Annotated in this window: 11 protein-coding genes; 8 read left to right on the plus strand and 3 right to left on the minus strand. The window is 68.6% G+C overall.

What is annotated here, in order from left to right; translation table 11 throughout:
* Positions 1-128: 128 nt before the first annotated feature.
* Entirely contained in the window at positions 129-1085 is a 957-nt protein-coding gene (trxB, locus tag HLB44_RS13685; RefSeq protein WP_173123330.1) for a thioredoxin-disulfide reductase, read from the minus strand.
* Positions 1086-1298: 213 nt separating this feature from the next.
* Here trxB and HLB44_RS13690 point away from each other — a divergent pair, with 213 nt between their 5' ends.
* From HLB44_RS13690 to lolA, 3 genes are read left to right on the plus strand one after another with little or no spacing between them, the layout of a single operon-like run.
* Entirely contained in the window at positions 1299-1970 is a 672-nt protein-coding gene (locus tag HLB44_RS13690; protein WP_173123332.1) for a Crp/Fnr family transcriptional regulator, read from the plus strand.
* 58 nt (positions 1971-2028) lie between these two features.
* Positions 2029-4374 carry a DNA translocase FtsK gene (locus HLB44_RS13695; RefSeq protein ID WP_173123334.1) on the plus strand — a complete coding sequence of 782 codons (2346 nt, stop codon included), beginning with the start codon at positions 2029-2031 and terminating at the stop codon, positions 4372-4374.
* Complete coding sequence (gene lolA / locus HLB44_RS13700) at positions 4371-4979, plus strand: outer membrane lipoprotein periplasmic chaperone LolA (RefSeq protein ID WP_173123336.1); 609 nt, start codon at positions 4371-4373, stop codon at positions 4977-4979. Before HLB44_RS13695 ends, lolA begins: the two co-directional genes overlap by 4 nt.
* A gap of 25 nt (positions 4980-5004) precedes the next feature.
* Here the strand turns inward: lolA and HLB44_RS13705 are convergent, their stop codons facing one another.
* Complete coding sequence (locus HLB44_RS13705; protein WP_173123338.1) at positions 5005-5544, minus strand: chemotaxis protein CheW; 540 nt, start codon at positions 5542-5544, stop codon at positions 5005-5007.
* A gap of 119 nt (positions 5545-5663) precedes the next feature.
* Between HLB44_RS13705 and HLB44_RS13710 the strand changes: the two genes are divergently transcribed.
* The 5 genes from HLB44_RS13710 to HLB44_RS13730 all read left to right on the plus strand — a co-directional run bounded on the left by HLB44_RS13710 (position 5664) and on the right by HLB44_RS13730 (position 10832).
* The gene (locus tag HLB44_RS13710) at positions 5664-7094 is read left to right on the plus strand and encodes a replication-associated recombination protein A (RefSeq protein WP_173123340.1); all 1431 of its coding nucleotides are present in this window, start codon (positions 5664-5666) and stop codon (positions 7092-7094) included.
* 178 nt (positions 7095-7272) lie between these two features.
* Positions 7273-8196 carry a branched-chain amino acid ABC transporter permease gene (locus HLB44_RS13715; protein WP_173123342.1) on the plus strand — a complete coding sequence of 308 codons (924 nt, stop codon included), beginning with the start codon at positions 7273-7275 and terminating at the stop codon, positions 8194-8196.
* A gap of 19 nt (positions 8197-8215) precedes the next feature.
* Positions 8216-9307: a branched-chain amino acid ABC transporter permease gene (locus HLB44_RS13720; protein WP_173123344.1), complete on the plus strand. Its 1092-nt coding sequence runs from the start codon at positions 8216-8218 to the stop codon at positions 9305-9307.
* A 14-nt stretch (positions 9308-9321) separates the two neighbouring features.
* Positions 9322-10098: an ABC transporter ATP-binding protein gene (locus HLB44_RS13725; protein WP_173123346.1), complete on the plus strand. Its 777-nt coding sequence runs from the start codon at positions 9322-9324 to the stop codon at positions 10096-10098.
* A gap of 11 nt (positions 10099-10109) precedes the next feature.
* Entirely contained in the window at positions 10110-10832 is a 723-nt protein-coding gene (locus HLB44_RS13730; RefSeq protein WP_173123348.1) for an ABC transporter ATP-binding protein, read from the plus strand.
* Positions 10833-10846: 14 nt separating this feature from the next.
* Here HLB44_RS13730 and HLB44_RS13735 read toward each other — a convergent pair whose 3' ends face one another.
* Entirely contained in the window at positions 10847-13258 is a 2412-nt protein-coding gene (locus tag HLB44_RS13735; protein WP_173123350.1) for a bifunctional diguanylate cyclase/phosphodiesterase, read from the minus strand.
* Positions 13259-13303: the final 45 nt, after the last annotated feature.

The following is a 13303-nucleotide window of genomic DNA, read 5'->3' on the forward strand; positions in this document are numbered from 1 at the left end:
CTGGGCACCAACATCGGCCGCCTGGTGGCTGCCCTTCGAATTATTTCCGGCGCTTGAGTCCCCAAAAGGACCAAGTACCGCTTTCGGCAAAGACCGCGATTATAGCCAGATTTCTCCGGGTGGCTGGCTCAGCCCTGCTGCTCGAGGAAGCGCTGCGCGTCCAGCGCGGCCATGCAGCCGGTACCGGCCGACGTGATCGCCTGCCGGTAGACATGGTCCTGCACGTCGCCGGCGGCGAAGACGCCCGGCACGCTGGTCATCGTCGCGAAACCCGACAGCCCGGACTTCGTCAGGATGTAGCCGTCCTTCATCTCCACCTGACCCTGGAAGATCTCGGTGTTCGGCTGGTGGCCGATGGCGATGAAGCAGCCCTTGAGCGTCAGCTCGCGTGTTGCGCCGCTGCGCGCACTCTTCAGGCGGATGCCGGTGACGCCGCTGGCATCGCCGAGCACCTCGTCCAGCGTTTCGTGGAGCTCGAGCACGATCTTGCCGGCAGCGACCTTCTCGTGCAGCTTGTCGACCAGGATCGCCTCGGCGCGGAACTTGTCGCGGCGATGCACCAGGTGCACCTTGCTGGCGATGTTCGACAGGTACAGCGCTTCTTCGACCGCTGTGTTGCCGCCGCCGACGACGGCCACCGTGTCGCCCTTGTAGAAGAAGCCGTCGCAGGTCGCGCAGCCGCTGACGCCGCGGCCCATGAAGGCCTGCTCGGACGGCAGGCCGAGGTACTTCGCGCTGGCGCCGGTGGCGATCACCAGCGCATCGCAGCTGTACTCGCCGCTGTCGCCCTTCAGGCGGAACGGACGTTGCGACAGGTCGACGTGGTTGATGTGGTCGAACACCATCTCGGTCGCGAAGCGCTCGGCATGCGCCTGGAAGCGCTGCATCAGGTCGGGACCTTGCACGCCCATCACGTCGGCTGGCCAGTTGTCGACATCGGTGGTGGTCATCAGCTGGCCGCCCTGCGCGATGCCGGTCACCAGCACGGGCTTCAGGTTCGCGCGGGCGGCATAGATGGCGGCGCTGTAGCCGGCGGGACCGGAGCCGAGGATCAACACCCGGGCATGCTTGGGGGACGAGCTCATGGAATGTGCAGAGGGTTTGTTGGCGCGCCGCATCGAACAGGGCACGCGAAGAGGCTCAGATTGTCACATGGGGGTCGATCGCTATGCCGAGGGCGCTGTCAATCGGCACAATAGTGAAATCGAACACGAAAGCGGCGACTTGCCGCACGGCTGCGCGCCACACGGGGAGGGCGCGGTCGCCAAACAACTGCGCTCGGAAAAGGGGATCCCGCGATGTCGATGCTGACGAATCTCGACCTGATTCGCCGTGTACCGCTGTTTTCGATGTTGACCAACGAACAAGCCCAGAGCGTTGCCGACAGCGTCGTCAAGCGGCGCTTTCGCCGCGGCGAGCTGGTGGTCGAGCAGGGCCGCAAGAGCAACGCGCTGTTCATCCTGCTCAACGGCCGCGCCCGGGTGCTGACGTCCGATACGCGCGGCCGCGAGGTGATCCTCGCGGTGCTGGAGTCGGGGGACTACGTCGGCGAGATGAGCCTGATCGACAACGAGGCCCATTCGGCGACCGTGCGCTGCGAGATCCAGACCGACATGCTGATCCTCGGCCGCGCCGAGTTCGCGCGCTGCCTGCCGGAGAACTCGACGCTGTCGTACGCGATCCTGCGCGGCCTGGTGCGCCGGCTGCGGCATGCCGATCGGCAGATCGAGTCGCTGGCGCTGCTCGATGTCTACGGCCGCGTCGCGCGCACGCTGCTGGAGATGGCCGAGGACATCAATGGCGTGAAGATGATCCGCGGCAAGGTCTCGCGCCAGGACATGGCCAAGGTCGTCGGCGCCTCGCGCGAGATGGTCAGCCGGGTGATGAAGGACCTCGAGGAGCGCGGCGTCATCGAGACGCAGGAGAACGGCTCGGTGGTGATCAAGGAGCGCGCGCCGCAACCCGAGTGAATCTGGCCCCCAGGACGCCTGCGGCGTTGCGGCATATCGCTGCGCCACAATCCGGCGCATGACCTTTCCGCTCGGTTCCTTGCGCGCCGAAGGCGCGGCCGGCCTCGGCAGTGCCCGCGACGCACGCTCGGGCAGCGCCGCCGGCTCAATGCGCTGGCCGCGCCAGTTCGCGCTGATCGCCGCGGCCGTGATCTGGCTGATCGCGCTGCTGGCGCTGGTGACGCACGACGCGGCCGACCCCGGCTTCTCGACCTCCGGCGGTGGCATCTCGGTGCACAACCGCGCCGGGCTGCTCGGTGCCTGGGCCGCCGACCTGGTGCTCTTCCTGTTCGGTTACTCGGCCTGGTGGCTGATGCTGGTCAGCCTGCGATCCTGGCTGGCCGGGCTCGCGCGCTGGCTGCGCGGCAGCGCCCCCGACCCGACGCTGCCGCCGCGCTGGGTGTTCTGGTGCGGGCTCGGCTTGCTGATGCTGGCCAGCTGCGCGCTCGAATGGACGCGCCTGTACCGCTTCGACGCCGGGTTGCCGGGCGGCCAGGCCGGCGGCGTGCTGGGCATCGTCGCCGGCGGCACCTCGATGAAGTGGCTCGGCTTCGCCGGCTCGGGCGTGTTGTGGATCGCGGTGCTGGTGCTCGGCCTGTCGCTCGCGCTGCGCTTCTCGTGGACACGGGTCGCCGACGGGCTGGGCGCCTGGATCGAAAGCATCGGCGCGCGTCGCAGCGCCGCGCGCGAGCAGCAGGAGGACAAGCGCATCGGCGAGCGCGCGGTCAAGGAACGCGAGAAGGTGGTCGAGGTCGACCGCGCCGAGGTCGAGGACCATGCGCCGATCGTCATCGAGCCGACGATGGTCGAGGTGCCGAAGTCGACGCGTGTCGCGAAGGAGCGCCAGAAGCCGCTCTTCGTCGAGCTGTCGGACACCAAGCTGCCGCAGGTCGACCTGCTCGATGCGGCACCGGGTCGCGTCGAGTCGGTGACGCCCGAGTCGCTCGAGATGACCTCGCGCCTGATCGAGAAGAAGCTGCGCGACTTCGGCGTCGAGGTGCGTGTCGTCGCCGCGTCGCCGGGCCCGGTGATCACGCGCTACGAGATCGAGCCCGCCACCGGCGTCAAGGGCGCGCAGGTCGTGAACCTGGCGAAGGACCTGGCGCGCTCGCTGTCGCTGGTCAGCATCCGCGTCGTCGAGACGATCCCCGGCAAGACGACGATGGCGCTCGAGCTGCCGAACGCCAAGCGGCAGACGATCCGGTTGGCGGAGATCCTCGGCTCGCAGATCTATGCCGACGCCGCGTCGCAGCTGACGATGGGCCTGGGCAAGGACATCATCGGCGCGCCGGTCGTCGCCGACCTGGCGAAGATGCCGCACTGCCTGGTCGCCGGCACGACCGGCTCGGGCAAGTCGGTCGGCATCAACGCGATGATCCTGAGCCTGCTGTACAAGGCCGAGGCGCGCGACGTGCGCCTGATCCTGATCGACCCGAAGATGCTCGAGATGAGCGTCTACGAGGGCATCCCGCACCTGCTGTGCCCCGTGGTCACCGACATGAAGCAGGCCGCCAACGCGCTGAACTGGTGCGTCGGCGAGATGGAGCGGCGCTACAAGCTGATGAGCAAGCTGGGCGTGCGCAACCTGGCCGGCTACAACAAGAAGATTGCCGATGCCGCCGAGCGCGGCGAGAAGCTGCCGAACCCCTTCAGCCTGACGCCGGAGGCGCCCGAGCCGTTGGAGCGCCTGCCCTTCGTCGTCGTCGTGATCGACGAGCTGGCCGACCTGATGATGGTCGTCGGCAAGAAGATCGAGGAGCTGATCGCGCGGCTGGCGCAGAAGGCGCGTGCCGCAGGCATTCACCTGGTGCTGGCGACGCAGCGACCGAGCGTGGACGTCATCACCGGCCTGATCAAGGCCAACATCCCGACGCGGCTGTCGTTCCAGGTGTCCAGCAAGATCGACAGCCGCACGATCCTCGACCAGATGGGTGCTGAGGCGCTGCTCGGCCAGGGCGACATGCTGTACCTGCCGCCCGGCGGCGGCCTGCCGGTGCGCGTGCACGGCGCCTTCGTCTCGGACGACGAGGTGCACCGCGTCGTCGATTACCTGAAGTCGCAGGGCGAGCCGAACTACATCGAAGGCATCCTCGAAGGCGGCACGCTGGATCTGGATCTCGATGGCGGCGCGGGTGGCGGCGGTGGCGGCAACGGCGACGGCGAGTCCGATGCGATGTACGACCAGGCCGTGGCCATCGTGCTGCAGCACAAGAAGGCCTCGATCTCGCTGGTCCAGCGTCACCTGCGCATCGGTTACAACCGCGCCGCGCGGCTGCTGGAACAAATGGAAAAGTCGGGCCTCGTATCGGCCATGGCCACCAACGGCAACCGGGACCTGCTGGTCCCGCGCCGCGACAACGAATGAAATCCCTGATCAGTGGCGCGCTGCTGGCGCTCGCCCTCGGCACGGTGCAGGCCGATGCGCTGGACACGCTGCGCACGTTCACGCGCGACGTGGCCAGCGGCCGCGCCGAATTCACTCAGACCGTCAGCTCGCCGGACGGCGCGAAGAAGAAGACCTCCAGCGGCAGCTTCGAATTCGCGCGGCCCGATCGCTTCCGCTTCGCCTACGCGAAGCCGTTCGAACAGCTGATCGTCTCCGATGGCAAGAAGGTCTGGCTGCACGACCCGGACCTGAACCAGGTCGCGGTGCGGCCGGTGTCGAAGGCGCTCGGCGCGACGCCGGTGGCGCTGCTCGCCGGCGGGGCGATCGAGAAGGATTTCGAGCTCGCGGCGCTGCCGGCCAAGGACGGGCTCGACTGGGTGCAAGCGACGCCGAAGGTCAAGGAAGGCTCGATCCAGGTGCTGCGGATCGGCTTCCAGGGCAAGGCGCTGGCGGCGCTGGAGATCGTCGACGCGTTCGGCCAGCGCTCGCTGATGCAGTTCAAGGACGTGGCGGTGAACCCGAAGATCGCCGACGAGCGCTTCCGCTTCGTCGTGCCCAAGGGCGCCGACGTCATCGAGCAATAGCCGGCCGCGGGGCCGGCCGCGGCGGTCAATGAACCGCGATGTCCATCAGGCCCATTTCGGCGCTGCTGAGCATCTGCTCGATGTCCATCAGGATCAGCATGCGTTCGACATCGCCGGTCTTCACGGTGCCGAGGCCCGTGATGTAGGTCGAGTCGATCTGGCCGTTGAACTCGGGGGCCGGCTTGATCTGGTCGATGCGCAGCTCGAGCACGTCGCTGACCGAGTCGACGACGATGCCGATCGTGCGGCCGGCGATGTTCAGGATGATCACGACAGTGAACGCGTCGTACCGGACGTCGGCGAGCGCGAAGCGCACGCGCATGTCGACGATCGGCACGATCACGCCGCGCAGGTTGACCACGCCCTTCATGAAGCCCGGCGTGTTGGCGATGCGCGTCGGCTGCTCGTAGCCGCGGATCTCCTGCACCTTCAGGATGTCGATGCCGTACTCCTCGGCCCCGAGCTTGAAGGACAGCACTTCGCGCGGCGTTCCGTGCACAGCGGCGGCGCCGACGAGCGCCGGAGAGGCGGCGGACGAGGTTTCGATCGCGGTGCTGGCGCTCATGGCGGGATCCTTCAAAGCTGTTTCAAGACGTGGCGGGCAGTTTGCGATGCGGCGCGGCATCGGGATCCAAGGAACAGACGGCCGGAGGCGGTGCATTTCGCGCTGCCACAATGACCGGCATGACCGCTCAGGAGTCCCTGTTTGGCGCTGACGAGCCGGCGCCAGGTGGCGTCCCAACCGCCCCCGCCGCACCGGCGCCCGACGCGCCGCTGGCCGAACGGCTGCGCCCGCGCACCCTCGACGAGGTGATCGGCCAGGCCCACCTGCTGGGGCCGGGCAAGCCGCTGCGCGTCGCCTTCGAGACCGGGCGCCTGCCGTCGATCATCCTGTGGGGCCCGCCGGGGGTCGGCAAGACGACGCTCGCGCGGCTGATGGCCGGCGCGTCGCAGGCACACTTCATCGTGCTGTCGGCGGTGCTGTCGGGCGTCAAGGACATCCGCGAGGCGGTCGACCAGGCCAAGGCCCGGCGCGCCCAGCCGATCCGGGTCTCCCGGTCGGCTGGCCCCCCTCGGGGGGGCGACGCCGCAGGCGTCTCGGGGGCCACGTCTCAGCAGGGCACCGTGGTCTTCGTCGACGAGGTGCACCGCTTCAACAAGGCGCAGCAGGATGCCTTCCTGCCGCACGTCGAGTCGGGTCTGTTCACCTTCATCGGCGCGACGACCGAGAACCCGTCGTTCGAAGTGAACTCGGCGCTGCTGTCGCGCGCGACGGTGCATGTGCTGAAACCGCTCGAGGCCGATGAGCTGGTGCAGCTGATCGAACGCGCCCGCGCCGCGCTGAACGCAGCGCCGCTGACCGAAGCGGCACGCGATCGCCTGATCGGTTATGCCGACGGCGATGCGCGCCGGCTGCTCAACGCCTACGAGACGCTGATGCACCTGGCCGGCGCCGACCGCACCGAACCGGTCGACGAAGCCCTGCTCGAGCAGGCCCTCGGCGAGATGCTGCGCCGCTACGACAAGGGCGGCGAGCAGTTCTACGACGCGATATCGGCGCTGCACAAGTCGGTTCGCGGCTCGGACCCGGATGCCGCGCTGTACTGGCTGGCGCGCATGCTCGACGGCGGGGTCGATCCGCGTTATGTCGCGCGCCGCGTGATCCGCATGGCCAGCGAGGACATCGGCCTGGCCGACCCGCGCGGGCAGGACCTGGCGCTGCAGGCCGCCGCGATCTACGAGCGCCTGGGCTCGCCCGAAGGCGAGCTGGCGCTGGCGCAGGCCGTGGTCTACCTCGCCATGGCGCCGAAGTCGAATGCGGTCTATCGCGCATGGAACGCGGTGCGCGCCTTCGTCCAGGCCGACGGCACGCGCCCGGTGCCGCTGCACTTGCGCAATGCACCGACCAGGCTGATGAAGGGCCTCGGCTACGGCCGCGACTACCGCTACGCGCACGACGAGGCCGACGGCTTCGCGGCGGGCGAGCGCTACCTGCCCGACGGCATGGCAGCGCAGGTCTTCTACGAGCCGACCGAGCGCGGTCTCGAGCAGCGCATCGGCGAGCGTCTGGCCGAATTCCGCCGCCGCAACGCGCAGGCGAAGAACCCTCGGTAGAGCGCCAGCACAACCGCGGATAGTTCGGCGGACCAGCGGGAATCTCCCCCCGTTTCTCTGGGAGACCCCCTCCTACAATTCCGCGCAGCCTGAAGCCGGCCCTGCCTCGAAGCGGCCGGCTTCTTGCTAAACGCCACAAGATGTCCGCCACTGTCGGCGGCGCGAACGGAGACCGCCGATGGAAACACTGTTGCAGCAGATCATCAACGGTCTGGTGCTGGGCAGCATGTATGCGCTCGTGGCACTGGGCTACACGATGGTCTACGGGATCATCAACCTGATCAACTTCGCACACGGCGAGGTGTTGATGGTCGGCGCCTACACCAGCTGGTCGGTCGTGATGGCGTTGCAGGGCGCGGGGCTGCCGGGCTGGCTGCTGCTGCTGTTGTCGCTGCTGGCGGCGATCGTCATCTGCTCGGTCCTGAACTTCACGATCGAGAAGGTCGCCTACCGGCCGCTGCGCAATGCGCCGCGCCTGGCGCCGCTGATCACCGCGATGGGCATGAGCCTGCTGCTGCAGACGCTGGCGATGATGGTCTGGCAGCCGAGCACCAAGCCCTATCCGATCCTGCTGCCGTCCGAGCCCTTCTTCATCGCCGGCGCGGTGATCAACGTGACGCAGATCCTGATCCTCGCGGTCACGATGATCACGCTGGCCGGCCTGATGTACCTGGTCAACCGCACCAAGCTCGGCCGCGCGATGCGCGCCACCGCAGAGAACCCGCGCGTCGCCGCGCTGATGGGCGTCAAGCCCGACATGGTGATCTCGGCCACCTTCATCATCGGCGCCTCGCTCGCCGCGCTGGCCGGCGTGATGTACGCGGCCAACTACGGTTCGGTGCAGCACACGATGGGCTTCCTGCCGGGGCTGAAGGCCTTCACCGCAGCGGTCTTCGGCGGCATCGGCAACCTGGCCGGTGCGGTGGTCGGTGGCGTGCTGCTCGGGCTGATCGAGTCGCTGGGCGCGGGCTACATCGGTGCGCTGACCGGCGGCGTGCTCGGCAGCCAGTACCAGGACATCTTCGCCTTCATCGTGCTGATCCTCGTGCTCACCGTGCGCCCGCAAGGCCTGCTCGGCGAACGCGTGGCCGATCGCGCCTGAGCCCCGCAGGAGACCACTCATGAAAAACAAGCTCGTCGTCTTCCTGCTCGCGGCCGTCGGCCTGCTGGTGCTGCCGCTGATCGCGCAATACGCCGGCAACTTCTGGGTCCGGATGATCGACTTCGCGCTGCTGTACGTGCTGCTGGCGCTGGGGTTGAACATCGTCGTCGGCTACGCCGGCCTGCTCGACCTCGGCTACGTCGCGTTCTATGCGATCGGCGCGTACCTGTTCGGGCTGATGGCCTCGCCGCACCTGGTGGAGACCTTTCCGGCGATCAAGGAGCTATTCCCGAACGGCCTGCACTCGCCGATCTGGCTCGTCATCCCACTCGGCGCGGTGATCGCCGGCGTCGCGGGCGTCGTGCTGGGCGCGCCGACATTGAAGTTGCGCGGCGACTACCTGGCGATCGTCACGCTCGGCTTCGGCGAGATCATCCGCGTCTTCATGAACAACCTCGACCGCCCGGTGAACATCACCAACGGTCCGAAGGGCCTGCAGCAGATCGACACCACCAAGGTCCCGTTCCTCAACATCGACCTCGGCCGCCCGGGTGAGCTGTTCGGATTCGAGATCTCCGGCGTCACCAAGTACTACTACCTGTTCCTCGCGCTGGTGGTCGTCAGCGTGATCATCTGCTACCGCCTCGAGCGCTCGCGCATCGGCCGCGCCTGGATGGCGATCCGCGAGGACGAGATCGCGGCCAAGGCGATGGGCCTGAACACCCGCAACCTGAAGCTGCTGGCCTTCGGCATGGGCGCGACCTTCGGCGGCGTGTCGGGCGTGATGTTCGCCACCTTCCAGGGCTTCGTGTCGCCCGAGTCGTTCTCGCTGCAGGAGTCGGTGATGATCGTCGCGATGGTCGTGCTCGGCGGCATCGGCCACATCCCCGGCGTCGTGCTCGGCGCGGTGCTGCTGGCCGCGCTGCCCGAGGCACTGCGTTGGGTCGCCGGCGAGCTCGATCTGCAGCGCCTGACCGACGGCCGCCTCGACGCCGCGATCCTGCGCCAGCTGCTGATCGCGCTGGCGATGATCGTGATCATGCTGATGCGCCCGCGCGGGCTGTGGCCCTCGCCAGAACACGGCAAGGCGGCACCGACGCCGACGCGCTGAGGAGGACAACAACAATGAGCCAAGCAGTTCTGAAGGTGGCCAATGTCTCCAAGCGCTTCGGCGGCTTGCAGGCGCTGTCCGAAGTCGGCATCACGATCATGCCGGGCCAGGTCTACGGCCTGATCGGCCCGAACGGTGCCGGCAAGACGACCTTCTTCAACGTCATCACCGGCTTGTACACGCCTGACTCCGGCAGTTTCGAGCTCGGCGGCGCACCGTACGTGCCCACCGCGGTGCACGAGGTTGCGAAGGCGGGCATCGCGCGCACGTTCCAGAACATCCGCCTCTTCGCCGAGATGACGGCGCTGGAGAACGTGATGGTCGGCCGCCACGTGCGTTCGGGCTCCGGCCTGATCGGCGCGATCCTGCGCACCAAGCACTTCCTCGCCGAGGAAGCAGCGATCGCCCGGCGCGCGCAGGAGCTGCTCGACTACGTGGGCATCGGACGTTACTCGGAATACAAGGCGCGCACGCTGAGCTACGGCGACCAGCGCCGGCTCGAGATCGCACGCGCGCTGGCCACCGATCCGAAGCTGATCGCGCTCGACGAGCCGGCCGCCGGCATGAACGCGACCGAGAAGGTCGTGCTGCGCGAGCTGATCGACCGCATCCGCAAGGACGGCCGCACGATCCTGCTGATCGAGCACGACGTGAAGCTGGTGATGGGCCTGTGCGACCGCGTCACGGTGCTCGACTACGGCAAGCAGATCGCCGAAGGCACGCCGTACGACGTGCAACGCGACGAGAAGGTGATCGAGGCCTACCTCGGCGCCGGTCACAAGGCGCATTGAGGACAGCACAGATGGCCAACAACGACAACGTTCTGCTCAAGGTCACCGGCCTGAAAGTGGCCTACGGCGGCATCCAGGCGGTCAAGGGCGCGAGCTTCGAGGTGCGCCAGGGCGAGCTGGTCAGCCTGATCGGCGCCAACGGCGCCGGCAAGACGACGACGCTGAAGGCGATCACCGGCACGCAGCCGGTGGCCTCCGGCACGATCGAGTTCATGGGCCGCAGCATCGCCGGCCAGGGCGCCTGGGACCTGGTCAAGCAGGGCCTGGTGATGGTGCCCGAAGGACGCGGCACCTTCACCCGCATGACGATCGTCGAGAACCTGCAGATGGGCGCCTACGTGCGCAACGACGGCGAGATCGACGCCGACATCGACAAGGTGTTCGGCATCTTCCCGCGCCTGAAGGAGCGCGCCAACCAGCTCGCCGGCACGATGTCCGGCGGCGAGCAGCAGATGCTGGCGATGGGCCGCGCGCTGATGGCGCGGCCGAAGGTGCTGCTGCTCGACGAGCCGTCGATGGGCCTGTCGCCGATCATGGTCGACAAGATCTTCGAGGTCGTCAACGACATCCACAGCCGCGGCACCACGGTGCTGCTGGTCGAGCAGAACGCCAGCCGCGCGCTGCAGCTCGCCAATCGCGGCTACGTGATGGAGTCCGGCGAGGTGACGATGAGCGGCGACGCGAAGGCGCTGCTGAACGATCCGAAGGTTCGGGCCGCGTACTTGGGCGAATAGGATCCCGCCGGCGCCTAGCCGGCATCCACGGCCGCATCGGCGCGCGCCGCGGTCCACGGCGGCTGTTCGAGCAGCGCTGCGAACTGCGCTGCCGGCACCGCCGGGCTGAACAGCCAGCCCTGCACGGCGAAGGCGCCGCGGCTCTTCAGGAACGCCGCTTGGGCGTCGGTCTCGACGCCCTCGGCAACGACCTGCAGCCGCAGCCCCTGCGCCATCGCGATGATCGCGGTGACGATCGCCGTGTCGCCGGCGTCGTCGCCGATGGCCGCGACGAACGCGCGGTCGATCTTCACCACCTTGACCGGGAACCGCTGCAGGTAGGCGAGGCTCGAGTAGCCGGTGCCGAAGTCGTCGATCGCCAGCCGGATGCCCATCGCCGCCAGGCGGCCGAGCAGCGCCAGCGTCTCGTCGCTGCGCGTCAGCAGCACGCCCTCGGTGATCTCCAGCTCCAGCGCTTCGGCCGGCAGCCCGGTCTGCGCCAGCACCGCGGCGACGTGCTCGACGAATCCCGCGCGCAGCAGCTGCCGCGGCGACAGGTTGACCGCGACCGACAGCTCGGGCCGTCCGCAGGCGCGCCAGGCCACCGCATCGCGGCAGGCCGTCTCCAGGATCCAGTCGCCCAGCGGCACGATGAAGCCGGTCTCCTCGGCGATGCGGATGAATTCGTTCGGTGCCACCACCGTGCCGTCGCCCATGCGCCAGCGGATCAGCGCCTCGGCGCCGTAGATGCGGCCGCTCTCGAGGTCGACCTGCGGCTGGTAGTGCATCGCGAACTCGCCGAGCTCCAGGCCCTGGTGCAGCCGCGTGGCGATCTGCAGCCGGCGCTGCGCCGCATCGTTCAGGCTCGCGGTGTAGAACTTGAAGTTGTCGCGCCCCTGTTCCTTCGCGTGGTACATCGCCGCGTCGGCCGCACGCATCAGCGCTTCGGCGTCGGTGCCGTCGTCGGGGTAGACGGCGATGCCGATGCTGCCGGTCATGTGCAGCGCGTCGGCGCCGATCTGGAACGGCGCGCGCAAGGCCCGCAGCAGCTTGTGTCCGATGGCGATGATGTCGGCGCTGTCGTGCAGCGCCGGCAGCGCGACGACGAACTCGTCACCGCCCAGCCGCGCCACGGTGTCGCCCTCGCGCAGGCAATGCTGCAGCCGCTCGGCCACGGCCACCAGCAGGCGGTCGCCGGCACCGTGGCCGAGCGAATCGTTGATGTTCTTGAAGTGGTCGAGATCGACGAACAGCAGCGCCACCTGCGCATCGTTGCGCCGCGCCTGGCTGATCGACTGCTCGATGCGATCGCACAGCAGCGTGCGGTTCGGCAGCCCGGTCAGCGCATCGTGGTGGGCGAGGAAGCGGATGCGCGCGTCGTCGCGCTTGCGCTCGGTGATGTCGGTGGCGATGCAGGCGATGCCGAACACCGCGCCGCTGCTGCCGCGCAGCGGGAACTTCACCGTCAGGTAGGTGCGCTCGTCGCCGTCCACGTCGACCGGCATCTCGTACTCCACTGACTCGTCGGCGGCGACGACGCGCTGGTCGCTGACCTGCAGCATCGCCGCACGATCGGGGAACAGCTCGTGCACCGTGCGCCCGATCAGCTCGCGGCCCTGGCCGAACAGCTCGTCGTAGCGGCGGTTGGCCAGCAGCAGCCGCGACTCGAGGTCACGCACGAAGATGATCGCCGAGGTGTTGTCGATGATCGACTGCATCAGGAAGCGGTGGTGCTCGAAGGCATCGACCAGCCGCGCGCGTTCGGCATCGATCGCGCTGCGGCGCTCGAGCTCCAGCGCCAGCGCGCCGCTCATCTCGTTGAGCGCGGCGGCGACTTCGTCGAGCTCGTCCGGCGCGCGGCCCGGGCGGCGGTCCTCGAGCCGCAACGGCTGGCCGAGGCGGTCGAGGCTCAGCGTGCGCGCATAGGCCGCCATGCGGTCGAGGCGGCGCGTGACCCAGTGGCGCACGACGACCATCAGCAGCCCCGCCAGCAGCAGCGCCTTGGCCAGCTCGCCGAGCGCGATGACCCGCGCCTGGTCGAGCAGGCGCACGTACAAGGCATCGAGCCCGACCACCACCGTCAGCGTGCCGAGCGCGCGCTGGTCCTTGCCGTGGCGCAGCGGGTAGTCGCGGCTGATCTGCGCGCCGGCGGGCCGCTTGCCGACGGCCATCGGCTCCCCGTCGCTCGGGCGCACCTCGACGAACTGCACGTCGCGCGTGCGCAGCAGGCCCGCCAGCTGCAGCCGCAGCTGCTGGTCGTTGAAGTACCACAGGCTCGCCGCCAGGCTGTCGAGCGCGCTCAGGCGCACCTGGTCCAGCTGCGCGTCGATGGCCTGTGCGTCGCGCCGGTACTCGCGGTACAGCTGGAACGCGGTACTGCCCAGAGCCAGCACGGCGCTGGCGACGATGACGAGCAGAAAGAGCCGCAAACCGAGACGGTTCTGCATCGATCTCCCGGGTGGGGGGGTGCCAGCGTGGCGGCGCTACTATCG

Origin of the sequence: Pseudaquabacterium terrae (genome assembly GCF_013266755.1) — a bacterium.
Lineage (GTDB): Bacteria > Pseudomonadota > Gammaproteobacteria > Burkholderiales > Burkholderiaceae_C > Pseudaquabacterium > Pseudaquabacterium terrae.